The following is a 23,390-nucleotide window of genomic DNA, read 5'->3' as shown; positions in this document are numbered from 1 at the left end:
AAAACAATGAAAAAAATAACTACAATTATAGCATTAGCAGCAATCAGCTTTACCAGTATAGGGTGTGACAGATTTTTGGATGTACAGCCAGAAGGAAAAGTTATCCCGGTAACGGTAGAAGATTACCGTAAAGTTCTTACATCAGCTTATGCAAAATATCCGTCTCACAAATCTTTGTCTGTGCTTCGTACAGATGAGGTAAACATTAATGAAAATATAAGTGATTTCAACGTTTATCGTGAAATTGCAATGTGGAAGGATACCAATAATGACTCGGCAACAGCAGAATTTCCTTGGGTGAAGTTTTATTCAGTAGTCTTTTATCTGAACCAGATCATCAATGAAGGAAGTAAGACTATGCAAGACTCTCCTGAAAAACAACAGATCCTTGCAGAAGCTTATGCATTGCGTGCCTATGTGTATTTTGACATGGTGAACCTATATGGTAAACCATACAATAGTGCTACAGCCTCTACAGACAAAGGAGTTCCTATCAATCTTGAAATGGATCTTGAAGCAGTATTGAAACCTTCTTCTGTACAGGAAGTATATAACCAGGTTCATGCAGATATGAGCAAAGCAGAAGGGCTTATGGTAGAGCAGCAGCAGTCTGCCGGCATCAATTATAGATTCTCTAAGGTAGCATTGTTGGCTCTACAGGCCAGAACTGCCCTTTATGAGAATGACTGGAATAAAGCCTTATCCTACGCAGATCAGGTATTGGCAGTAAAAGGAGAGCTGAGCAACCTAAACACGAGCAATACAGCCCCTCATCATTATATGTCTGTAGAGTCTATTATGGCTTTGGATGATGTATTTGACAGTGCTGCACAAAACTTATCTTTTGCATCTACAGATTTGATTTCAAAATACAACGACGCTACAGATAAAAGGTTTAAAATTTATTTTGAAAAAAATGGTAGCCAGTATAAAATCATTAAAAGAGGAAGTTCTGAATTCAAAGTATCCTTTAGAACTACTGAAATGTATTTTATAAAATCTGAAGCATTATTGAAGCTTGGGAAACTTAGCGAGGCAAAAGAGATCTTATCAAAAGTATTAAAAAACAGATATACCCCTGAAGGATATACTTCAGTTCAAAATAATATTACCCCAATGAATGCTACTGATTTCATGAATTTTATTCTTGATGAAAGATTCAGAGAATTTGCAGCAGAGGGACATAGATGGTTCGATCTGAGAAGAGCAAACCAGAAAAAAATTACACATACCATCAATGGTAAGGAATATATTCTTCAACAAAATGACGTGAGATATACAATAGAATATCCGATGAGTGCGAAGAAGAATAATCCTAATTTATAACACTTCATATTAACAACCCTTGAAACCGCTTGAACTTGATTGTTTTAGCGGTTTTTTTGTACTTTTGCAATGTTATGAAAATTGCAATTATAGAAGATGAATTGCTGGCAGTTAATTATCTGAAGAATTTATTGGATACACAAAACATAGTCTCTGTCACTGAGACTGTGGTTCTTCGGTCAAAAAAACAGGCAATAGAATTCTTCGAAAATGACTCCGCAGACCTTATCTTTATGGATATCAATTTGGGAGATGGGATGAGTCTTGAAATCTTTGAACAGGTTGAACTTTTTACACCAATCATTTTCATAACAGCCTTTGATGAATATGCTATGAGGGTTTTCAGGCATTTTACCATAGATTATCTTCTGAAGCCTTTTGAAGAAGAGGACTTACATAAAGCATTACAAAAATTTATTTCCATCAGTAATTTTGATCCTGAACCTGTATTGAGATCCATTTCTACCTTACGTCAGGATGATTCTGAGGTGATGAAACGTTTCATGGTAAGAGAGGGAAATAAACTTAAATCTGTGGATGAACAGAATGCAGCATACTTTTTTGCTTCCGGAAAATATCTTTTTCTCACTACAAAGGACAATCATACCTATATTTATGACGATACCATCAAGGATATCATTCAAAAACTGAATCCAGATTTATTTTTTAAAGTTAACCGCAAGTTTATCATCAACAAAGAAGCAGTCACAGAAATCATTAAGCATTCAAGCCAGAAAGTAGAACTTAGGCTTTCTCCTGAACCTGAAGTAAATACAGGTGTTTTTATCAGTAAAATACAGATCACTGAGTGTCTGAACTGGTTAAGAAACTAATGAAATAGAGGGACTTAAGCATTGATGATGTATATATCATGTACAGATTGATCCCCTGATGAAAATAAAAATTAATAACGTGATATGAGTATTATAAAACATCATATGAGAATCTTAAGAAAAAATAAATTGATTGCTTTATTTCTATTATTAATGCTTTCTTCTTGTAGCTCATTAGATAATGATGAATACAAGATCTTAAATTTAGCAATAAGCAAATATGTCTTTAAAGAATTAGATCCGGAAGAAATATCGAAAATAGCCAATCAGTATAAAGTAAGCAGCAGTGAAGCTATAGATATTATAGACGCCAGAATGAGAAATGAGCAATATACCTTTACCATGTCTGATACACTGGATGCAGTAGATATTTCAAAGGATAATTGGGACGCTCTTCATTATAATTATATTTTTAATGAAGTTAAGAACCGATCAGATCAGGCAATTCCAGTCGATTTTAGTAGGATTGAAGATTTTAAAAATATAAAAAGAGTTGCAAAAGCTATTGATAACAAAAACTACGTAGGACATTATAAATTTCATAGAGTGTTGTTTGACAAAAGTGGAAAAAGAGCTTATCTTCAGATAGACCTCCCAAAAGATCAAATTAGATTTGGGACTGTTGGGTTAAGGTTAAAGAAAGAAAATGGAGAATGGGAGTTTGAAAAGTAACTTGGTATATATTGTATAAGCTCATTCATATCCTACACCATATTGGCTTGGATCATAAAATCAAAAAAACCTCTGACTAATCAGAGGTTTTAAAGTGGTTTCTCCAGGAATCGAACCAGGGACACATGGATTTTCAATCCATTGCTCTACCAACTGAGCTAAGAAACCATTATATTTTTGTTTGACTTACTTCGTTGTTTTAAAGTGATGCAAAAGTATAACTTTTTGTAATACCGTGCAAATATTTTGATTTATTTTTTTGAATAAATGTGTTGTTATAGCTGGTTTTCGACTTCAATGTGCTGTTCATCAGTGGTTTTGTGTGCTTTGTTTTTTTAATATTATTTTAAACTGTTCCTTAAGGTTGAATTTTTAGGAAAGAAATACATTAAGGAATCTTTTATAGGCCCTGAAGATCCTATGGTACTCTATATTTTATATTTATCCGTATTAAAAAGCCAGTTCTTATTATATTATATAGGAACTGGCTGATTATTTTTAGGTTATAATTTTAAGGAAGAGTTGATAAATTGATATTTGGAGCTTGTGTGGGCGCTATAACAGAAAACTGTGAGCCAGGAGCAACAGTTGTATTAAAAAATCCTCCGTTTTGCAAAAAGAAAGCATTGTTGCTTGTTCCTCCCATTGCGTCTATTCTTTGTTGTGCATTGTAAGTGTTATCTACACTAAACTTTGCTCCGGAAATGGCGGCCCAGTTGCCATCTGAAGTTCTTATCCATTGATTTTTGAATTCCGCTTTTCTGCCCTGATATCCGTTTTCAGGATTGAAATTTTCAACGAAGCTGTAGAAGCTTTTAAGATAAGTACTGGTTTGAGGTCTCTTCCAGCTTGCTATCAGCTTCCATGTTGTCGTATCAGGTGATAAAAACCAAGCTGTAAAATCTGTTTTTCCGTTACCGTCCGGTTCGCCTTTTAATAAGAATTTATAGGTTTGTCCTGCGCTCCAGTTGTACTTATAATAGCTTTGTCCGCCAGAGCCCTCATTGCCAAATTCTCCAATCGTTACACCGGTACCTGCTCTGTTTAGAATAATTTTATGGTCAGGAGGAATATTATTGGGATCATCCGTATCAAATGGGCTCCATACAGAGAATAAAATTCTTCTTTCCGTAGCAGAGTTAACCTGCATTCCAAAATAGCCTGCACTAAAGCCATTGGCCATAAAATAAGAACCAATCTTATCTTCTCCCGTAGGAACCGTTACTTCATTATAATAATAGCTAACATTATTGGTGGTTGGAATTATGTAATTAAGATGGCAGGAAGGTCCTCTACGTGCCCAATAATAGTAAGAAGGATCATTACTGTATACATTGGTTCCTGTAGAAGCTGTTCCACTGAAAGTAACATCTGTAACATCTGCAAAGTACCCACCGGTTTTGGAGACACCTTGAAGATCAACTTTTACATAACCTGGAGTGGAAACACTAAAATCTCCAACGGTATATTCTTTATAAGCAGATCCTGTTAAAGTAACATTTTTGGATGTGCCACCTACCGTTACTTTTACAACACTTGTACCCGAAGGAACAGAAGCTTTTAATCCGATGTTTAATGCTCCTGTATTACTCACCCTGAAATAAGTACTGATAACAGTATTAGAGTTGGTCCAGTTACCCAACTTACTAGAAGTGATTACTTCATTGGCTCCCGAGGGCTTTACGGTTAAAAAAGAATTTCCGGCAATTGGAACACTGAAAGAGGATGCTTTCTTTAAAGCGGATACGTTTTTTTGGGTAGTAGTATCCTCTGCTGCTATAATATTTTCTGCACATGATTGAAAAACGAGCAGAGCGACGATACCCAGAAAAGTATCGGCCAATAATTTTGCTTTCATAATAGTCTTTGTAATTAGGTTTATCCTACTAAATTAAGTCTTACTCATCAAATAAAAAATTAATTCCCATTATTTTGATTAATTTTTTTTGTAATCATATTTGAAACAGTATGCATCTTGTAGGGTGATTGAAAATATCACCTCAAATTATACAATTTTTGGTGTTTGCAGACTTCTTTAATAAAAGCAAAAAAACCTCTGACTAATCAGAGGTTTTAAAGTGGTTTCTCCAGGAATCGAACCAGGGACACATGGATTTTCAATCCATTGCTCTACCAACTGAGCTAAGAAACCATTATATTTTTGTTTGACTTACTTCGTTGTTTTTAAAGTGATGCAAAAGTAATACATTTTTTTATATTCTTCTAAGATTTTTAAACTTTTTTATTACTAATTATTTGATTTTATACCTAAGAGTAAGAATAACAGGCTGTAAAATTTCACAAATAAAGCTCTTGATCTATTTAACTCCCTTTTGCTATCCAAATTTCTGGGGTTTACAGTCTTTTTTTTAAAACAAAAAAACCTCTGACTAATCAGAGGTTTTAAAGTGGTTTCTCCAGGAATCGAACCAGGGACACATGGATTTTCAATCCATTGCTCTACCAACTGAGCTAAGAAACCATTATATTTTTGTTTGACTTACTTCGTTGTTTTAAAGTGATGCAAAAGTAGCATGTTTTAGTATACAAAGCAAGTGTTCATCGTACTTTTTTTACTAAAATTAAAAAACTTATTGATTATCAGCCGGATTATTTTCCTGTTCCTTTCTGATTTGCTCACTCATCTCTTCCAATACAGGTTTGATCGTGTTTTCCGGAAGATCACTAATTCTGATATACATCAATCCGTCAATCGCATCATTGAAGTTAGGATCAACGTTGAAAGCAATTACTTTTGCATTTTGCTTAATGTATTTTTTAATCAAAACAGGTAATCTTAATTCAGGTTCAAGATCATCAATAATCTTGTCCAACTTATTAAGATCCGATTCCATTTCTTCAAAGAAGATATTCTTATCCCTGTCACGAAGCTTTACCTTATATTCATTTCTCGGAGTGATGTATTGAGCCACTGCAGAGTCAAAATAATTAGAACGCATAAATTCGATCATCAGAGACTTTGAAAATTCTGAGAACTTATTGGAGATACTTACACCCCCCATTAGGAATTTGTGGTCAGGATTTCTCAGACATACATGTACAATTCCTCGCCATAAAAGGAAAAGAGGAAGAGGTTTCTGCTGATATTCCTGGCAGATATAAGCACGGCCCATTTCGATCACCTTTTTAAAGAAAGGGTGAATGTCTTGCTCAAATTCAAATAAAGAACTTGTATAGAAGCCTTTGATGCCATACTTTTTCATTACCTCTCTACCAAGAGCCATTCTGTAAGCTCCCGCTAGTTTTTTCTCACCGTTGTCCCAAAGGAAAAGATGATGGTAATGCTTGTCATACTCATCAAGGTCAAACGGAAGATTACTTCCTTCGCCTACTGCACGGAAAGTCAGCTCTCTTTGACGCCCGATTTCCCTCATAATAGATGGGATTTCCTCATACGTCGTAAAGTAGATCTCATAGTTCCCGTTGCTGAATAACATTTTATCCGTTCCTCTCAGCTTGTCAACATCTTTTACGATATCTTCCAATGGAGTTTCATCAATAATGTTCTGAACTATATTTTCCTCCTTTAATAGAGGAAATTTTACAGATAAATTCTGAAGATTGATGCTTTGAGCCAGTGATTTTCTTTTTTCATAGTAAGATTTCATCATATAAACCTTACGTTTCAAAAACTCCCCAAGCTCTTCAATGGTTTCCATATCATCCATTGCCTTTACAGTAATAGGTCTCCCGATTCTTATTCTGATTGGCTTTTCTCTGTCATTCATCATTTCAGAGGGAAGCATGATCGTCTGTAAATTGGGATGAAGTTTAGCCACCTGATAAAATAGACGGCTGTTCTTAGCATGGAAATACATAGGAACTACCGGCACTTTAGCCATTCTGATAAGCTTAAGTGCCGTTTTTTCCCATTCTTTATCTAAAATTTCTCCATAAGGATTGTTCTTGTTAGAAACTTCTCCCGCAGGAAAAATACCTACGCAGCCTCCGTTTTGTATATGCTTGAGTGTTTCGCGCATTCCTGAAGAGCTGCTGTAAGCTTCTTTTCTGTTTTCAAAAGGATTTACAGCGATTACGTAAGGCTCCATAGGTTTGATCTTTTCCAAGAGGAAATTTCCCATTACCTTGAAGTCCGGACGAACCTCTGATAAAATCTTGCACATCAAAATCCCGTCAATGGCACCCAGCGGGTGGTTGGAGACCAAAATAAATGGCCCCGTTTTAGGGATTTTTGCAAGATCCTCTTCAAAAGCTACATAGCTTAGGTTTCTTTCTCTTACAAATGAGTCGAAAAAGTCTTTGCCTTCCTTGTATTTTAGTTTATCGTATAGTCTATTTACTTCATTTATTTTAGCAATGCTCATAACAGCAGATGCTACCGGATTCTTGAGGAACCCGATTTTACTTAAGCCGGAAGCTTTGATCAGATCGTTTTTCGAAATTAAACTCATGTGTGTTTAGTCGCAATTAATATTATTGTGTTACCATTTGAAGAGTATTCTTGGAAATCTGTTCCAATAATACATTTTTTTCATGGTAAAATCTATCAATGTGATCCATCTTCGCATTTCTTACTGTGAATAAAGATACATTTTTAATTGCTTCAGTTTTAAAAATTTTTTGAAGCTCTTCGTTAAGCTCTTCTAGATGATTAAATTTATCTTCAAGGCACAGTGCCAGGGAGATCGCAGAATTCTGCATTAAGGAAACTTTAATCTTATATTTAGATAAATATCCGAAAATTAAGCTCATATGATCTTCCGCAATGAAAGAGAAGTCTCTGGTAGAAATCTTCAAGAGTTCCTGATTTTCTTTTAAAATATAAGTTTCTTCCTGTTGGTTTTTTTCTGAAGCTCCTACTTTAGTTCCTTCTTTGGTAGGATCTACAAAGGATTTTACATAAAAAGGAATGTTTTTTTGTTGTAGCGGTTGCAATGTTTTTGGGTGAATAACGCTTGCTCCATAATAAGCCATTTCAATAGCTTCTTCATAAGAGATATTAGAAAGAAGAGATACATCCTTGAACTTTCTTGGATCTCCGGTCATTACCCCAGGTACATCTTTCCAGATAGTCATGGCTTCAGCATCTAAGCAATAAGCGAAAATAGCAGCAGAATAATCAGAACCCTCTCTTCCTAACGTTACTGTAAAATTGTTTTCGTCAGAACCTATGAAACCTTGAGTCACATAGCAGATTTCAGGATTCAAATTGGAAATAAAAGCTTCTGTTTTTGTCCAATCTACAACCCCGTCTCTGTAAGAATTGTCGGTTTTTACATAATCTCTGGCATCTAGCCACTGATTGGTAAACTGAATCTCATTCAGATATTCACTTAGGATTTTTGTAGAAATCATTTCTCCACAGCTTACCACCTGGTCATAGACAAAGCTGTAATTAGGAGATTTATTTCTTCTTAAAAAAGAATCGATGTCATCAAAAAAGATATTGATTTCAGCAAAAACCGCATGATTTTCAGGAAACAAACCGTCCGCAATCTCGATGTGTTTTCGTTTTATCTTTTCAATCTCAGTTTGATAATTATCTTTCTTGAAATAAAGTTCTACAACTTTTTCCAACTCGTTTGTCGTCTTGCCCATTGCTGAAATCACCAGCAAACATTTAGCAAATCCTTGGCTTTTTAGAACCATGGATACATTTTTTACACTCTCGGCATCTCTTACAGATGCTCCACCAAACTTGAAAATTTTCATTAAATTGTTAAAAATAAAATTGTTAGATTAAAAATTACATGAGTTTTTTACGGACGTCAAAATTATAAATTTACAACGAGATATGAAATAGCCCGATGGGTGGATAGAATTAAGATTTCCTTAAAAATCAAAAAATAATGAAATAATCTGAATTTTTCGTGAGTCTGAGATCACTAATTTGGAGACGTAATTTTCAATAACTGCTTGATGTTATGTTTAGTTTGCTTTGTATTGTGTTGAAATACAGTGTGTAATCTCTTTTGTAATTAAATTTCCTTAATGCGATAAATTTTCCGAAATTTGGGGAAAACGTAAAAAGAAAAATATGTCAAATCAACCATTACAGACTTTAGGAGAATTTCTTATAGATAAACAGGACGATTTTCAGTATTCTACAGGTGAATTCTCTCGTCTTCTGAGTGCAATAAGATTGGCTTCGAAAGTGGTAAACAGAGAAGTAAATAAAGCCGGAATTGTAGATATAACAGGAGCTGCCGGAAACCAAAATATTCAAGGTGAGGAGCAGCAGAAACTTGATGTGATCGCTAATGAAATTTTTATTACGGCTTTGTCTCAAAGAGAGGTTGTTTGTGGTATTGCTTCTGAGGAAAATGATGATTTTATTGACATTAAATGTGGAGAAAACGGTCATTTAAGTAAATATGTTGTACTCATAGATCCTTTGGACGGATCTTCAAACATTGATGTAAATGTTTCCGTAGGAACTATTTTCTCTATCTACAGAAGAGTTTCTGAACCAGGAACTCCTGTACAACTGGAAGACTTTTTGCAGAAAGGAGTTAACCAGATTGCAGCAGGATATGTAATCTATGGTTCTTCTACAATGATTGTTTATACAACAGGAAATGGAGTTAACGGATTTACGTTGGATCCATCTCTAGGAACTTATTATCTTTCTCATCCTAATATGACTTTCCCAAAAACCGGAAAAATTTATTCCATCAATGAAGGAAACTACATCAAATTTCCTCAAGGAGTAAAAAATTACCTTAAATATTGCCAGATGGAAGAGGGTGATCGTCCTTATACTTCCAGATACATTGGTTCTTTGGTAGCAGATTTCCACAGAAACATGCTTAAAGGAGGAATTTATATTTATCCATCTTATTCCCAGGCTCCAAATGGTAAACTAAGATTACTATATGAGTGTAATCCAATGGCATTTCTTGCAGAACAAGCAGGAGGAAAGGCTACGGACGGTTTCAGAAGAATCCTTGAAATAGAACCTACAGAACTTCATCAAAGAATTCCTTTCTTCTGTGGAAGTATTGACATGGTAGAGAAAGCAGAGGAATTTATGCGTATTGACAGTGTAAAATAAATGATAGCATCATATCATAAATATTTATTAGAATTCAAACGCCCGAGTGGAACATCTCGCGGCGTTTTGCTTGATAAGGAAACCTTTATCCTAGAAATTTCAGATCATGGAAAGAAAGGAGTGGGTGAGTGTGCAATCTTCAGAGGGTTGAGCTTTGATGATAGACCTGATTATGAAGAGAAGCTAAAATGGCTATGTGAGAATATTGACACAGGTCCAGATTTTTTAAAAGAAGAATTGAAAGATTTTCCGTCTATATGGTTTGGGTATGAACAGGCAGTTCAGAATCTGAAATATGGAGAAAGTCTTTATTTTCCAAGTGAATTTACAGAGGGTAAATCTGCAATTACTATCAATGGACTGATCTGGATGGGTGATGTAGGTTATATGGAGGAGCAAATTCAGGATAAGCTGGAAAAAGGATTTCACTGCATTAAATTAAAAATCGGGGTTGACTGGAAATCAGAGCATATTATTCTACAGAAATTAAGAGAAAAATTTTCCAAAGATCAGCTGGAACTTCGTGTTGATGCCAATGGCGGATTTACAAGAGAAGAAGCTATAGTTGTTTTGCAACAACTGGCAGATTTACATATTCATTCTATTGAGCAGCCTATCAAGGCTGGGAATTGGAGTGATATGGCTGAATTGTGTGCCCAAACTCCGACTCCTATTGCTTTGGATGAAGAATTAATAGGAATTACTGATCTCGAAGAGAAGAAAAAGCTTTTAGAAGCAATACAACCTCAGTATATTATTCTGAAACCAGCCTTAGTAGGTGGTTTTTCAGGTACTGATGAGTGGATTTCACTGGCAGAACAACTGAATATCGGCTGGTGGATCACTTCGGCGTTGGAAAGTAATATCGGCTTAAATGCCATTGCTCAGTATACCTTTACAAAAAATAGCCCAATGCCTCAAGGTTTAGGAACCGGAGCTTTATTTGTTAATAATTTTGAATCCAGCTTGGATCTCAGAAATGAGCTGCTGTGGTTTAAAGTATAAGAGATTAATTAACGGAAAGTCCGATGATCCGAATCATAAAAAGCTCCAATGTCATAAGGCTTAGACATTGGAGCTTTTTTGTTAATGATTTTGAATCCGGATTAAATCTCAGAAATAATTTATCATGATTCAAAATATAGTTGTGAAAAATGAACTAGCAAAATGGAGGTGGTGAATCTGGGCAGGTAGTATTGCCACAGTAATCAGGTGCCCATGATCTGCAGCACATGGTGGATGGGTTCCAGCTGTTACATCCAAGTGGAGGTCTTCCTCCATAGATAATCTTTAATTCTCCTTTGTTTAATTTTCTTAGATTTTTCATTGTAAATATTTTAATTTGATTGGTAAGTAAATATCCAAAATCATTTTAAATTACACAATGAATGGTGAGTTATTTTATTGATTTTTAACATAATAATAGAATTTTTATATCAATATCAAAAAAGTAAAAGCCAGAATATATTATCCATTATCCTTAATCAGTTATAAATAATATCATGAAAATAAATCCCTGCAAAATAGGTGTAGGAATTATAAAGTAGTTCGGAGATGTTTAAAGGATAAAGTAATTATTGAGTCGGATAGTGTATGGTTTTATTAATTTAATATTCATTTTAAATCACATCTTTTACGAAAATGGCTTTCTTTATATATGTTAGAATATAGGAAACCTTTTTTTTAATTTTTTTCATAATAAAAAAATTGTAATTCTCTATGCTATGAATTGGCAATCTCTATGCCATCTTTATGGTTATTAGTAACTTTAACATGGAGTTAATTTTATAGGATTTTTTTAATTAACCGTTAAGAAATAATTGTGAAAACATTTTCGTTATCCTTAGTTCTATTGGTAATAAGATTCCTATCTATTCCATATAAATTTTGGAAAATATCATTCTGTACCTGTGAACTGGAAAGGTAGCCCCAGTGATTTCCTACTTCAAACTTAAAGCTATTCAGCAGGTCATCTTTTACAAAGGTACAATCAATGATAGAAACAATATCCTTGTAATGAGCAATGTCACTCGGCCCATTTTTACCCAAACGCGGGGTAAGAATATTTTTGGTAAACTGGGAAATTCCAAGAATGGCATCCTGTCTGTTCAGGTAAATAGAAATCCGGTTGGCAAGCAAAGGAAGCTTATTGAAAGAATCTTCGGAATCTTCAAATACTTTATAACTCACATCAGCATTTAAGAGTAATACCTGATCGATAACCCTAAGAATATTTTCCCTTTTAAGGCTATAGAGCATGCTTTGAAGAACCCTGTTTCCCATAGAATGGGTCATGATATGGATTCTCTGATTGCACGGTACAAGATCTCTGTTGGAGAAAATATCTTTTAAAAATTGAGTGTAAAAATAGAAAAGCCTCAATAGTGAAGTTCCGGAGTTGATGCTTGATGCTTTATCATCAAAATAAGTGAGCGGAACTATGCTGCTTGATGCAGGCCAGCTTACAAATAAAATGTGTTCTACCGGAGAAGCTGGGTTATCAATGAATAATCTCTTGAGGTCAATAATAGCCTTTAATTCATCATCGAAATCATAGGCGTAGCCATGGATAAATATCAGAACATCACTTCTGTCCTTGGTGGCAGACATGTTTTTGTACAATTCATAGAACATCCTTTGGGTTCCGCCAAGATTATTGACTGTGAGGGGAGATTTCTTAATTCCCTTTTCACTCAAAAGAACATCCAATACTTCTCCGTAGCCTTGTTTTTCAGGCTCTGAGAAGAGTTGATAATCTAAAATGTTCCGATTCGTATAATCTTTCTTTTTTTTGGCTTGGGCAGTAGGCTCCTTGTGATTGTCAAAATTACATTTGGCAATCCTGAAATTTGGGATTGAATATTCATCATTGGAAAAAGAATCCACTTTTTCTCCTTGATGCCGAATAATCTTCCGGTTGCTTAATATATAAACGGCCATGATTATTAATTGGTTTAAACGGTTTTAGCTTTCTCTAAATTAATAAAAAATATTGAATTACAATGAATAAGCGTTTTAAATTAGCACTTTCACAAAAGCTTATTTTTCCGTAACTTTGTGCAACTTTTTTTGCTAAAAAATAAAAGCTAATCTTAATGGAAGAAGAAAAAAAATCACTCAATTTTATTGAGCAAATTATTGAAGATGATCTGGCAAACGGTTTGAATAAAGATCAGATCCGTTTCCGTTTTCCACCTGAACCGAATGGTTACCTGCATGTAGGGCATACAAAAGCCATCTGCATCAACTTCGGTCTTGGTGAAAAATACAACGCTCCCGTAAACCTTCGTTTCGACGATACGAACCCTGAAAAAGAAGAACAGGAATTCGTAGATTCTATCATGAAAGACGTTGAATGGCTAGGTTTCAAATGGGATAAAGTTTTGTACGCATCCGATTACTTCCAGCAGCTTTACGATTGGGCAGTTCAGTTAATTAAAGAAGAAAAGGCTTACGTAGATGAGCAACCGTCTGAAGTAATTACTGAACAAAGAAAGAATCCTGCAGAACCGGGAATTGAATCTCCATACAGAAACCGTCCTGTTGAAGAATCGTTAGATTTATTTGAAAGGATGAAAAACGGAGAATTTGAAAGCGGTTCAATGTCTCTTCGTGCAAAAATCGACATGGTTTCGCCAAACATGAACATGCGTGACCCTGTTATGTACAGAATTTTGAATAAGCCTCACCACAGAACAGGTACCGCTTGGAAAATTTATCCAATGTACGACTGGGCTCATGGTGAATCCGATTATATTGAACAAATTTCACACTCGCTTTGTTCTTTGGAGTTTGAAAACCACAGACCTTTGTACAACTGGTATTTGGATCAGGTTTATGAAGAAGGAAAAGTTAAAAACAAGCAAAGAGAATTTGCAAGGATGAATGTTTCCTACATGATTACTTCTAAAAGAAAGCTACAGAGATTGGTAGCTGAAGGAGCGGTAACAGGATGGGATGACCCTAGAATGCCTACCATTTCAGGAATGAGAAGAAAAGGTTTTACACCAACGTCTATCAGAAACTTTATTGATAAGGTAGGAGTTGCGAAAAGAGAAAACCTGATTGAAATTCAGTTGCTTGATTTCTGTGTACGTGAAGATCTGAATAAGGTAGCAAAGCGTGTAATGGCAGTGGTAGATCCTGTAAAACTGGTGATCGAAAACTATCCTGAAGGTAAGGAAGAGTGGTTGGAGACTGAAAACAATCCTGAGCAGGAAAATGCAGGAACAAGAGAAGTTCCTTTCTCAAGAGAATTATATATTGAACGTGAAGACTTCAAGGAAGAAGCTAACAATAAATTCTTCAGACTGAAATTAGGCGGAGAAGTTCGTCTGAAGTCAGGATACATCATCAAAGCTGAAAGAGTAGATAAAGATGAGAATGGAGAGATTACTACGATCTATGCTACTTATGATGAAAAGAGTAAGTCTGGAAGCGGAACGGAAGAAAGCTTAAGAAAAGTAAAAGGAACTTTACATTGGGTATCTGCTCAACATGCAATCCCAGTTGAGGTAAGAATTTACAACCAATTGTTTACGGTAGAACAGCCTGATGCTGAAAAAGATGTAGACTTCTTAAACTTTATCAATCCGGAGTCTGTAGCTACTATTCAAGGTTTTGCAGAGCCAAGTCTAAAAGATGTAGCTGTGGGAGAACCTCTTCAGTTCCAAAGAATCGGATACTTTACAAAGGATCAGGATTCTACGGATTCTACATTGGTATTCAACCGTACGGTAACTTTAAAGGATTCTTTTAAGCCTTAATAATTTAAGGATATCTAAAATAAATAAAAGCAGGACTTATTGTAAGTCCTGCTTTTTTATGTTTAATGATGTTCACTGGATAAGCGCAAAGACGCGGTTTTTTATGTGATGCAGATCTTAGCTTGAGAAATTCAAAGATAAAATCATGACATCTTGAAGTACGAAGTATAAAATTTTTGCGTCTTTGCGTTGTCCAGCTTCAACATCCTTATACTTTCTAGCCTTTAACTCCCTTGATCCATTCCTGGAATTTACCTACCTGTTCCATAAAGAAAGATTCATGTTCTTCTTTTTCTTCAGGACGGTTGACCAGTACATGTTCAAAATAGGTTCCTTTCAATACTTTTCTTAAAATTCCCTCTCCAAGGAATGGCTTGTAGTCATTCAAGGCTTGAGTTGCTTTCAATAAATGTCGGATGTCATACTGTAAAGGGTTAATATCCGGAACTTGTTTATTAAGGTTAAGGAGATTGTATACCGCTATTCTTGCCGTTCTTACAGAACTTTCCATAGTGAATACAACATCATTATTGGTTTCTACAAATTGTCCTACCAATCCTAAATTGGTACAGCCTTCAGGAACCACTCTTGGACGGTCACCCTTAGCTCTTGGCATGAACATAGATGTAATATAAGGCATAAATGCAGTACGAACGATTGTATTTTCTACCACATTATCAAGCTGATCGATAAGCCCCAAATGATGGCATAGTTCTGCAATAATTTCGTTTCCGGTACATTGCGGCATTGTTTTTTTGATGTAGTTCCCTTCTTTATCCATTAGAAGAGCATATACCCATACTACAAGGATATCATCAGGCTGAGTAGGGTAGTGCGGTTGTCTGTTGCAGGTAAAACTCATCACCCAGTTAGAGTCTGTAATCGTAATGATACCTCCTGTAGCTGTTTTTCCTGAATAAGGATCATTGACACATAGTTCTTTCAATTTCTCAGTGAATGCAGATGGTCGACATGTTAACGTTGCAGATTCCCAAGAAGATTTTTCGATGTGGCTACAGAATTTCTCAGGTTTTCCGAAGACTTCAGATTTTGCAGCAAGATTCTTCCAAAGCATCCATCCGGCACTTTGCCCTGCACTGCTGTTATCTATCGTAACTTCAGGAACAGTCGTGTTGTTTCCATAGAATGTACTCTCAGTCATAGATCCTGTGGTTACAATCACATAATCCTCTTTCCCGATTGGTATTCTTACTTCTTCTCCGTTTTGCTCGGTAATAATTCCCTCAACAGTTTTTCCTTCGGTATTGATATGGATATCAAGATCTTTTACTAAGGTGTCAAACTGTATCTGTACTCCTTTTTCAACCAAAAAGTTTTTTAATGGCGTTACGAATGTATCATACTGGTTATATTTAGGGAATACAAGGCATGAAAAGTCTTTCATTCCGTCAATAGCATGCAGGAATCTGTGCATATACAGTTTCAGTTCTAGCAAACTATGCCAGTTTTCAAAAGCAAACATAGAACGCCAGAAAAACCAGAAATTACTGTTGAGGAATGATTCTGCGAAGTAATTTTCAATGCTCAGATCATCAAGCTCCTCTTTTTTCTTTAATAAAAGTTTGACAATAGCCAACTGGTCTTTTTTCTCAAGTCCGAATTTGCTGAAATCCTGAATCTGTCCTTGATTATGGATTAATCTTGCTTTGGAATAATTGGGATCATTGTCATTAACAAGGCGGTACTCATCCAGTACACTATAAGGAGCAGGTAGTTCTAATGCAGGAATATCCTGAAATATATCCCAAAGATTTTCATAGGTCATGTCCATTTCTCTTCCACCACGGATGATGTAGCCATCTTTTGCATTTCCGGCACCATCCAGAGATCCGCCTTCTATATTAAGCTGATCAAGGAAAATAATATTTTTACCGGGAACATGGCCATCACGGATGAAGTAGTACGCTGCAGACATCCCTGCAATTCCGCTTCCTACAATATAGATTTTGCTGTTTTCGTAAGATTGTAAAGGAATTCCTTTATTTCGTTGATAATTTCCGATTTGGTCTGAAAAAGGCATTGTCTTTTCAGGAGTGTTAATCTGGACTTCTTTGCTTGAATCCGGTTCATGGTTTACTTTTCCGAGCTGTTCAGAAGTATTTAAAACGTTGCCGAATTTTGAATTGATCGTACTCATTTTGTATTGTTTTTAATTAACATTATAAAGGTACCTCTATTCAGAAAGCAACATATATCCCTAATGTCGGAATTAGTATCCCCAAATTCCTAAGACTGGATATTTTCCTTAAACCTGTATTCAGAGGGAGAAAGAGAAGTGTGTTTTTTGAAAAAACGTCCGAAAGCTGATGCCGAATTAAACTGAAGTTCAAAGGCTACTTCAGAAATTGTTATGTCAGGATTTCCAAGCATCACATAAGCTTCCTTGAGTAATGTTTCATCTATCACCTCATGAGGTGTTTTTCCACTTGCCTTTTTAATAATTTCAATAAGGTATTTATTAGAAACACAAAGTGCATTGGCATAGAACTGTACGGTTCTGTGTTGTCGAATATTTTCCCGGATGAGTTTACTGAACTTGAGATAAAGGTCTTTTTTCCCTTCCTCTTTATCAGAACCTATAAAGTTTTTCTTTTCCATCATCTCAGCTGTTTCCAGCAGAAGATTGAAAATAATGGTACGAACAATTTCTTCAGTGAACTTTCCTTGTTTTCTCGATTTCTTTTTAAGATAGTCGAGAAGGCTTTGAAGCAATGTTGAATTCTTTTCAGTGGTTTTTACAATGCTATAAGATCCTTTAGAGAAAAGATCCATTTTTTCAATGATGAAAGGATTGGAAATATTTTTGATCAGAAAATTTTTATCAAAAAATAATAGCTTCATCATAAAGTCATCACTGGTTTTCAGAAATTTTACAATAGTAGAAGGTGCTGATATAAGAAAGCTGTTGGCTTCTACTTTATATTGATGACGGTCTATTTCAATGCTTATTTCTCCGGCTGTGCAGATGCACAAGGCATAATAATCCATGCGGAAAGGAGCTTTGGGAAACTCAAAGATGGGGTTTCCCGAAGAAATATAGTAGGATTGATGGCAGTCAATACTGTAAAAAGATAAAGTGTCGTGTAAGTTTTCGTAGGTTACCATTCTTACGTATTGGTTAATTTTTTATATGTGTTTTTAAATATTTTAGGCTGAAAACCTTGTTGTTACTGCAATTTACGAATTTTATAAAAGTATTTAAGCTTTATGTATCAAAAATATTCTCTTTTTTTAGGATACAGCCGATAGTATATTTTTATGAATGTTATTTATAAAAATAGGCATAAATAAGGGGTTTTGGGGGCTATTTTGCCTAACTTTGCATTCTTAAATTTCCCCACCAAATATTATTTTGAGATTAATTAACTTATATACGAGTTCTTTCAAGGGACTCTCGCAGGAGAGTTGGATGCTGGCGTTGGTAATGCTCATCAACAGGGCGGGTTCTATGGTACTTCCTTTTTTGGGAGTTTACATGACAAATCATTTACATTTTAGCATTGAAAATTCCGGAATTGTACTTAGCTTTTTCGGGATAGGATCTGTTATTGGTTCTTGGTTTGGAGGAATGGTGACTGATAAAATTGGTGAATACAGGGTGCAGAGCCTAAGCTTACTGCTTAGTGTACCGCTTTTCTGCCTAATTCCGTTTTTTAAGACTGAGGTGGGATTGGCCGGAATTATTTTAGCTCAAAGTATTGTGAGCGAAACTTTCCGTCCGGCAAACTCCGTAGCCATTACGAAATATGCCAGACCTGAGAATATTACCAGAGCTTTTTCTCTGAATAGAATGGCCGTAAACCTTGGGTTTTCTATAGGTCCTGCATTGGGTGGTATTTTGTCTGCTATTTCCTATGAATTTCTGTTTTATAGTAATGCCTTGGCTGCTTTTTTGGCCGGATTGATGTATATCTGGTTCTTCAGAGGGCGGGCAAAGCTGGCTAAACAACAGGCAAAAAAAGTAAAAGAAGCAATAGTAATAAAAAAAGAAAATTCTCCTTACCGCGATAATAAGTTTTTAATATTCTGTTTATTATGCATGCTGTTCTCTATTTGTTTCTTCCAGTTGTTCAGTACCCTGACTATTTTTTATAAGGATACAGCTCAACTGAGCCAGCAGAATATAGGGTATATTTTAGGATATAGTGGTTTTCTGATTGTTCTCCTTGAAATGGGCTTTGTACAGCTTGCTGAGAAATATTTCACTTTAGCCTTTACCATGTTAATAGGAACTTTTCTTTGCGGACTTTCTTATGCAATGCTGGCTTTTGATTACAGTATGGTGACATTATTGTTCGCTATGACGATTCTTTGCATAGGTGAGATCTGGACACTCCCATTTATGGCAACCATTACAGCACTTCGTTCAGGAGAAAACAATAAAGGGGCTTATATGGGACTGAACGGAATGTCTTTTTCCATTGCATTTATTATTACACCTTATATAGGAACATTAATTGCCGAAAAATTGGGTTTCAATACCCTTTGGATTGGAACCGGAATACTGGCTACGGCTATTGCAATAGCTTTTTACTTTGTTATTCCCTGGATGTTAAAAGATAAGAATAAGGTGGAGGAAGATCTTGCTTTAAAAGAAGATTAATAATTTCTAACTGATATCAATAAACCCTGACAAATACTATTTTGCCAGGGTTTATTCATTAAATACCTTTGTCTCTGGAATAAATATCTTCGACTGTTCTGTTATATCTGTCATATACCATTTCCCATATAAGGTCTGTTGTTCTTTCCGGTTTCCATTTTTCTGTGATTACCGTACTATTATTTTTTCTAACTTCAGTTCTTTTGATGAGAGTTCCTTTTCTTTTATCACAGCTAATATCAACGTCCTGTACATTCTGAAGATACTTCTTAGCATTAGGTATAAAGAAAGAGAAATCCCTGTTCCATTCATCAGAGATTCTGATCTTTTTATTTCCTTTATTCTTCATCCGGAATGTAAGTCGGTTCAGCCACCATGCATTTTCATTTAGCTTAATTACAGGAGGTTGATTTAAATAAATAATAAATTCGGAATGATCATGATAGAGTATTTCTGGACCATAAATAATCGTGTCTATTGAACTCCAAGCCACAAAACGATTTTCATCCAAAATGGGAATCGTCAGGATAAAACCTTCATCATTAAAAGTAATGGTTCTTAATTTTTCATTGCTCATAGGATAGACATGGTTTTTCTATAATTGTTTAATAGACTACTATTAATCATATATCTACATTATAAAAATACATAAATAATGAATTTTATGATTCCTTGGAAGAGGTTTAAATCTTAATAATAATTTATTGGTATTTATCAACAGCCATTATAATATAGCAAACAATCAATGTGAGTATGATAAGACTTGAAATACAGATAGGAATCAGCCACCACTTCATCTTTTTAGTAGTTTTGTAATACATAAAGTAAGAGAATATTAATATTACAAAACTTAGGACGGCTAGAATATTCAATTCTATAAAAGACTGAGGAATATGGCTATTTCCATAAATATTGGAGTATACTATACGACCAATCCCCGCCAGTTGTAGTATAGCTATAATTATGGGAAGAATGGTGATTTTAGGCATTGATAAGTACTATGTTGAGTGCTTCTTTTATAAGTGATTTGCAGGATATTTTGATAAAATAGAGTTGATAATCATGCTGGCATGAACCCTTGAGTTTTCAATAAACCAAAGGTGAGTATCCTTTCCACCACAAACAACACCGGCCAGATAGAGGTTGGAGACATTAGTTTCCATTGTTTCAGGGTTATAGAATGGATTCAGGCAATCACCGTTCAGCTCAATACCGGCGTTTCTCAGAAAATCAAAATCAGGGAGATAACCGGTCATGGCCAGAACAAAGTCATTTTCTATCTCATGGATCTGATTATTTTCATCTTTGAAAACAACAGAATTTTCCTTTACTTCAACCATTTCAGAGTTAAAGTGAGCCGTAATGCTTCCCTCTGCAATCCTGTTTTCAATGTCAGGTTTTACCCAATATTTTACACTTTTTGAAATTTCAGAATGGCGAATGATCATGGTAACTTCAGCTCCTTTTCTATACGTTTCGAGAGCAGCATCTACCGCTGAATTGCTAGAACCTACAACTACAATTTTTTGTCTTGCATAAGGATAAGGTTCCGTATAATAATGCATTACGTTTGGGAGATTTTCACCAGGAATATTCATTGGATTTGGAATGTCATAAAACCCTGTAGCAATCACTACATTTTTAGCCTGATAATTTCCTTTTGTAGTTTCAATTTCAAAGATGTCATCCTTTTTAGAAACATGCAAAACTTTCTCATACAGATGAATATTCAAATTCTTTTGTCGGGCAATTCCCTGATAATATTCCAAAGCATCTTGTCTTCCTGGTTTTGGAGCTGTAGAAATAAAGGGTGTTCCATCAATTTCCAGTTTCTCAGCTGTTGAAAAGAAACGCATGTATAAAGGATAATGATACAATGAATTGACAATAGTTCCTTTTTCCAGTATTAAATACGTTAGGTTATTTTTTTCAGCTTCAATGGCACAGTTTAAACCGATGGGTCCGGCTCCTATAATGAGAATATCCAAAATTTCCATATAACAAATGTACGATGTAATTGGGAAAATGTATTAATGAACTGTGAATTACATACATTTATATTTTAAATCTTTTACCTGTTATCCTATATCCTTTTATGGCATCAGTTTTGGTGTTTTTTACCTACTACAAAATAAAAATATGAAAAAACTACTTGTTTCGATGTTGGTACTGGGTCTTGTTGTAGCCTGTAAAAAAGAAGCCGGAAAACCGGTTCCAAATGAGATTGATACTATAGTTCGGGTAAAAGCGGACAGCGCCACAATTATTAAAGATAAAGCTAAGAAAGAAGAGGCTTTGAAGTTGGCAAATGATGAGGTGCTGAAAGCTTTAAAAGCCAAGGATTATAAGGCATTCGCCTCATTTATTCATCCTGAAAAAGGAATTAGCTTCTCCATGTATGCCTTTGTGGATCAAAAAGAAGATAAACATTTCTCTAAAGCTGATTTCGAAAAATATCAACCTACAAAAACTTTATTTACCTGGGGAGCAAAGGATGGATCAGGAGATCCATATAAAGCAACCGTTAATGATTATCTTGGTAAATGGGTTTTTTCCAAGGATTTTACAGCCTCTCAATATTCACTGAATAAATTTGTAGGGGGTGGGAATTCACTGAACAATCTTGAGGAAGCCTATCCTAAGCATGACTTTACAGAAAATTATATTAAAGGAACTGAAAAAAGCAGTGAGATGGATTGGAAGACACTTCGCTTGGTATTTGAAGAATTTCAGGGTAAATACTATCTGATTGCTGTGGTGAATGACCAATGGACGATCTAAAAAAAACTGAAAGCTGGAGGTAAATCTCCAGCTTTCTTTATTATAAAATTTCTGTAAGTTGCTTTGTAAGGCTCTTTCTTGAAAACTGTTCAATATTCTGAGTGTTTTCCAAAAGGTTTCCATTTTTCCAAAGGTCAAATTTTTCCAGAATAAATTTTTTCATTGCTTCAGAATCATGGTAGCTGAAATGTTTTCCGGCATTCGTTTCGTCTAATATCTTTGAAACATCCGCCTTATCCGGTCCAAATGAAAGAATCTGTTTTCCGGAAGCAAGGTATTCAAATATTTTTCCGGGAATAATGCCCTTTGATGATTCATTCGGGAAGTTGGTAATCAATAACATTTCTGAATTTTGCATTTCTTCAACGGCTTTGCCATGCGAAAGGTAACCTAAATTCAGAATGTGATTCTTCAGATTTGAATTTTCAATAGAATGGAGAATCTTATCATCAATTCTTCCCACAAATTTTAAGCTGAAATACTTGGCAAATTCTACATTATCCCTTATCAGTTCATCCAATGCTTTCCAAAGATTTTCTGGATTTCTAAGCTGTTCCAAAACCCCGATATAGCTTAACGTAAACTTATCTTCAGTAGTCTTTAAGGCTTTTTGCTTTTTGCTTCCATCACTTTCATCAAAACCGTTTGTAATACAAAAAGCATTAGCTCCGGCCTTACGGAAATTCTCAGCATCAGTATAGCTTGTAGCTAGGGTAATATCTGCATTTTTAAAAACAGCACTTTCTAGCTGACGATGTTTTTTATCTGAACTTTTGGTTAATTTTAAATGCTTGTAATAGGATATTTCTGTCCAAGGATCACGGAAATCGGCAATCCATTTAAGATTGGAAAATTTGTTTTTAAGACCTAGTCCAATCAAATGGAGAGAGTGGGGTGGGCCAGAGGTGACGATAGTGTCAATCTTGTTTTCCTTAATATATTTTTCAAGGAATTGAATGGAGGGCTTTACCCAAAAAACTCTTGCATCGGGAATGAAGAAGTTTCCTCTTACCCAGATAGAAAGCTTGGATTTCCAGCTTTGGTTTTTTCCTACATCAAATTGCCCAGCTTTAAATTTTTTATTGCTTTTATTAAGCTTTTCCGCCAATTGATAAGGCTCCCAAATTTTTGTTCTGACGATATCAATATTTTCAGGAACATCTTTCATCAGTGTCTCATCCAGCAAAGGATAGCTTGGGTTTTCAGGAGTATAAATAATGGGTTTCCAGCCAAAATCAGGAAGATATTTGGCAAACTTCAACCATCTTTGAACACCAGGACCTCCCGCAGGAGGCCAGTAATAGGTGATAATCAATATTTTCTTCTGTTCCATTAACTTGATACAGTCTGCA

General features: G+C 35.2%; 18 protein-coding genes and 3 tRNA genes. 8 read left to right on the top strand and 13 right to left on the bottom strand.

What is annotated here, in order from left to right; translation table 11 throughout:
- Positions 1 to 6 precede the first annotated feature (6 nt).
- From C1638_RS05050 to C1638_RS05040, 3 genes are all read left to right on the top strand, one after another.
- Positions 7 to 1,326 carry a RagB/SusD family nutrient uptake outer membrane protein gene (locus C1638_RS05050; protein ID WP_109618756.1) on the top strand — a complete coding sequence of 440 codons (1,320 nt, stop codon included), beginning with the start codon at positions 7 to 9 and terminating at the stop codon, positions 1,324 to 1,326.
- A gap of 74 nt (positions 1,327 to 1,400) precedes the next feature.
- Positions 1,401 to 2,159, top strand: coding sequence for a LytR/AlgR family response regulator transcription factor (locus C1638_RS05045; RefSeq protein WP_109618755.1), 759 nt, complete (start codon positions 1,401 to 1,403; stop codon positions 2,157 to 2,159).
- Between the two features lie 84 nt (positions 2,160 to 2,243).
- The gene (locus tag C1638_RS05040) at positions 2,244 to 2,831 is read left to right on the top strand and encodes a hypothetical protein (protein WP_165826500.1); all 588 of its coding nucleotides are present in this window, start codon (positions 2,244 to 2,246) and stop codon (positions 2,829 to 2,831) included.
- Between the two features lie 95 nt (positions 2,832 to 2,926).
- Here the strand turns inward: C1638_RS05040 and C1638_RS05035 are convergent.
- From C1638_RS05035 to C1638_RS05010, 6 genes are all read right to left on the bottom strand, one after another.
- Positions 2,927 to 2,999, bottom strand: a tRNA-Phe gene (locus C1638_RS05035).
- A gap of 343 nt (positions 3,000 to 3,342) precedes the next feature.
- On the bottom strand, positions 3,343 to 4,689 hold the full coding sequence (locus C1638_RS05030; protein ID WP_109618750.1) for a DUF3472 domain-containing protein: 1,347 nt from the start codon (positions 4,687 to 4,689) through the stop codon (positions 3,343 to 3,345).
- Between the two features lie 221 nt (positions 4,690 to 4,910).
- Positions 4,911 to 4,983, bottom strand: a tRNA-Phe gene (locus C1638_RS05025).
- Between the two features lie 257 nt (positions 4,984 to 5,240).
- Positions 5,241 to 5,313: transfer RNA gene (locus C1638_RS05020), tRNA-Phe, on the bottom strand.
- A gap of 109 nt (positions 5,314 to 5,422) precedes the next feature.
- Complete coding sequence (locus C1638_RS05015; RefSeq protein ID WP_109618748.1) at positions 5,423 to 7,264, bottom strand: bifunctional lysophospholipid acyltransferase family protein/GNAT family N-acetyltransferase; 1,842 nt, start codon at positions 7,262 to 7,264, stop codon at positions 5,423 to 5,425.
- Positions 7,265 to 7,286: 22 nt separating this feature from the next.
- Complete coding sequence (locus C1638_RS05010) at positions 7,287 to 8,525, bottom strand: aspartate kinase (protein ID WP_109618746.1); 1,239 nt, start codon at positions 8,523 to 8,525, stop codon at positions 7,287 to 7,289.
- Between the two features lie 325 nt (positions 8,526 to 8,850).
- Here C1638_RS05010 and fbp point away from each other — a divergent pair, with 325 nt between their 5' ends.
- Positions 8,851 to 9,867 (top strand): class 1 fructose-bisphosphatase, encoded by a 1,017-nt coding sequence (gene fbp / locus C1638_RS05005; protein WP_106915080.1) that lies wholly within the window; start codon positions 8,851 to 8,853, stop codon positions 9,865 to 9,867.
- Positions 9,868 to 10,872 carry an o-succinylbenzoate synthase gene (locus tag C1638_RS05000; RefSeq protein ID WP_109618744.1) on the top strand — a complete coding sequence of 335 codons (1,005 nt, stop codon included), beginning with the start codon at positions 9,868 to 9,870 and terminating at the stop codon, positions 10,870 to 10,872.
- A 154-nt stretch (positions 10,873 to 11,026) separates the two neighbouring features.
- Here C1638_RS05000 and C1638_RS22250 read toward each other — a convergent pair whose 3' ends face one another.
- The gene (locus tag C1638_RS22250; RefSeq protein WP_165826499.1) at positions 11,027 to 11,194 is read right to left on the bottom strand and encodes a bacteriocin-like protein; all 168 of its coding nucleotides are present in this window, start codon (positions 11,192 to 11,194) and stop codon (positions 11,027 to 11,029) included.
- Positions 11,195 to 11,676: 482 nt separating this feature from the next.
- Positions 11,677 to 12,807, bottom strand: coding sequence for an alpha/beta hydrolase (locus C1638_RS04995; RefSeq protein WP_109618742.1), 1,131 nt, complete (start codon positions 12,805 to 12,807; stop codon positions 11,677 to 11,679).
- Between the two features lie 155 nt (positions 12,808 to 12,962).
- On the opposite strand from C1638_RS04995, the gene C1638_RS04990 reads away from it, so the two are divergent.
- Entirely contained in the window at positions 12,963 to 14,633 is a 1,671-nt protein-coding gene (locus C1638_RS04990) for a glutamine--tRNA ligase/YqeY domain fusion protein (protein ID WP_109618740.1), read from the top strand.
- 217 nt (positions 14,634 to 14,850) lie between these two features.
- Here the strand turns inward: C1638_RS04990 and C1638_RS04985 are convergent, their stop codons facing one another.
- The gene (locus C1638_RS04985) at positions 14,851 to 16,791 is read right to left on the bottom strand and encodes an oleate hydratase (RefSeq protein WP_109618738.1); all 1,941 of its coding nucleotides are present in this window, start codon (positions 16,789 to 16,791) and stop codon (positions 14,851 to 14,853) included.
- An 89-nt stretch (positions 16,792 to 16,880) separates the two neighbouring features.
- A complete protein-coding gene (locus tag C1638_RS04980) occupies positions 16,881 to 17,759 on the bottom strand; it encodes a helix-turn-helix domain-containing protein (RefSeq protein ID WP_109618736.1) in 879 nt (292 codons plus the stop codon).
- 304 nt (positions 17,760 to 18,063) lie between these two features.
- Here C1638_RS04980 and C1638_RS04975 point away from each other — a divergent pair, with 304 nt between their 5' ends.
- On the top strand, positions 18,064 to 19,257 hold the full coding sequence (locus C1638_RS04975; RefSeq protein WP_109618734.1) for an MFS transporter: 1,194 nt from the start codon (positions 18,064 to 18,066) through the stop codon (positions 19,255 to 19,257).
- A gap of 58 nt (positions 19,258 to 19,315) precedes the next feature.
- Here C1638_RS04975 and C1638_RS04970 read toward each other — a convergent pair whose 3' ends face one another.
- The gene (locus C1638_RS04970) at positions 19,316 to 19,834 is read right to left on the bottom strand and encodes a hypothetical protein (protein WP_109618732.1); all 519 of its coding nucleotides are present in this window, start codon (positions 19,832 to 19,834) and stop codon (positions 19,316 to 19,318) included.
- Between the two features lie 439 nt (positions 19,835 to 20,273).
- Complete coding sequence (locus C1638_RS04965; protein WP_109618730.1) at positions 20,274 to 21,254, bottom strand: YpdA family putative bacillithiol disulfide reductase; 981 nt, start codon at positions 21,252 to 21,254, stop codon at positions 20,274 to 20,276.
- Positions 21,255 to 21,396: 142 nt separating this feature from the next.
- On the opposite strand from C1638_RS04965, the gene C1638_RS04960 reads away from it, so the two are divergent.
- A complete protein-coding gene (locus C1638_RS04960) occupies positions 21,397 to 22,038 on the top strand; it encodes a hypothetical protein (RefSeq protein WP_109618728.1) in 642 nt (213 codons plus the stop codon).
- A 40-nt stretch (positions 22,039 to 22,078) separates the two neighbouring features.
- Here the strand turns inward: C1638_RS04960 and C1638_RS04955 are convergent, their stop codons facing one another.
- The gene (locus C1638_RS04955; protein WP_109618727.1) at positions 22,079 to 23,371 is read right to left on the bottom strand and encodes a glycosyltransferase family 4 protein; all 1,293 of its coding nucleotides are present in this window, start codon (positions 23,369 to 23,371) and stop codon (positions 22,079 to 22,081) included.
- Positions 23,372 to 23,390: the final 19 nt, after the last annotated feature.

Origin of the sequence: Chryseobacterium oncorhynchi, assembly GCF_002899895.1 — a bacterium.
Taxonomy (GTDB): Bacteria; Bacteroidota; Bacteroidia; order Flavobacteriales; family Weeksellaceae; genus Chryseobacterium; species Chryseobacterium oncorhynchi.
The sequence above is the reverse complement of the archived record's forward strand: the minus strand, read 5'-3'. Positions and strand labels throughout refer to the sequence as shown.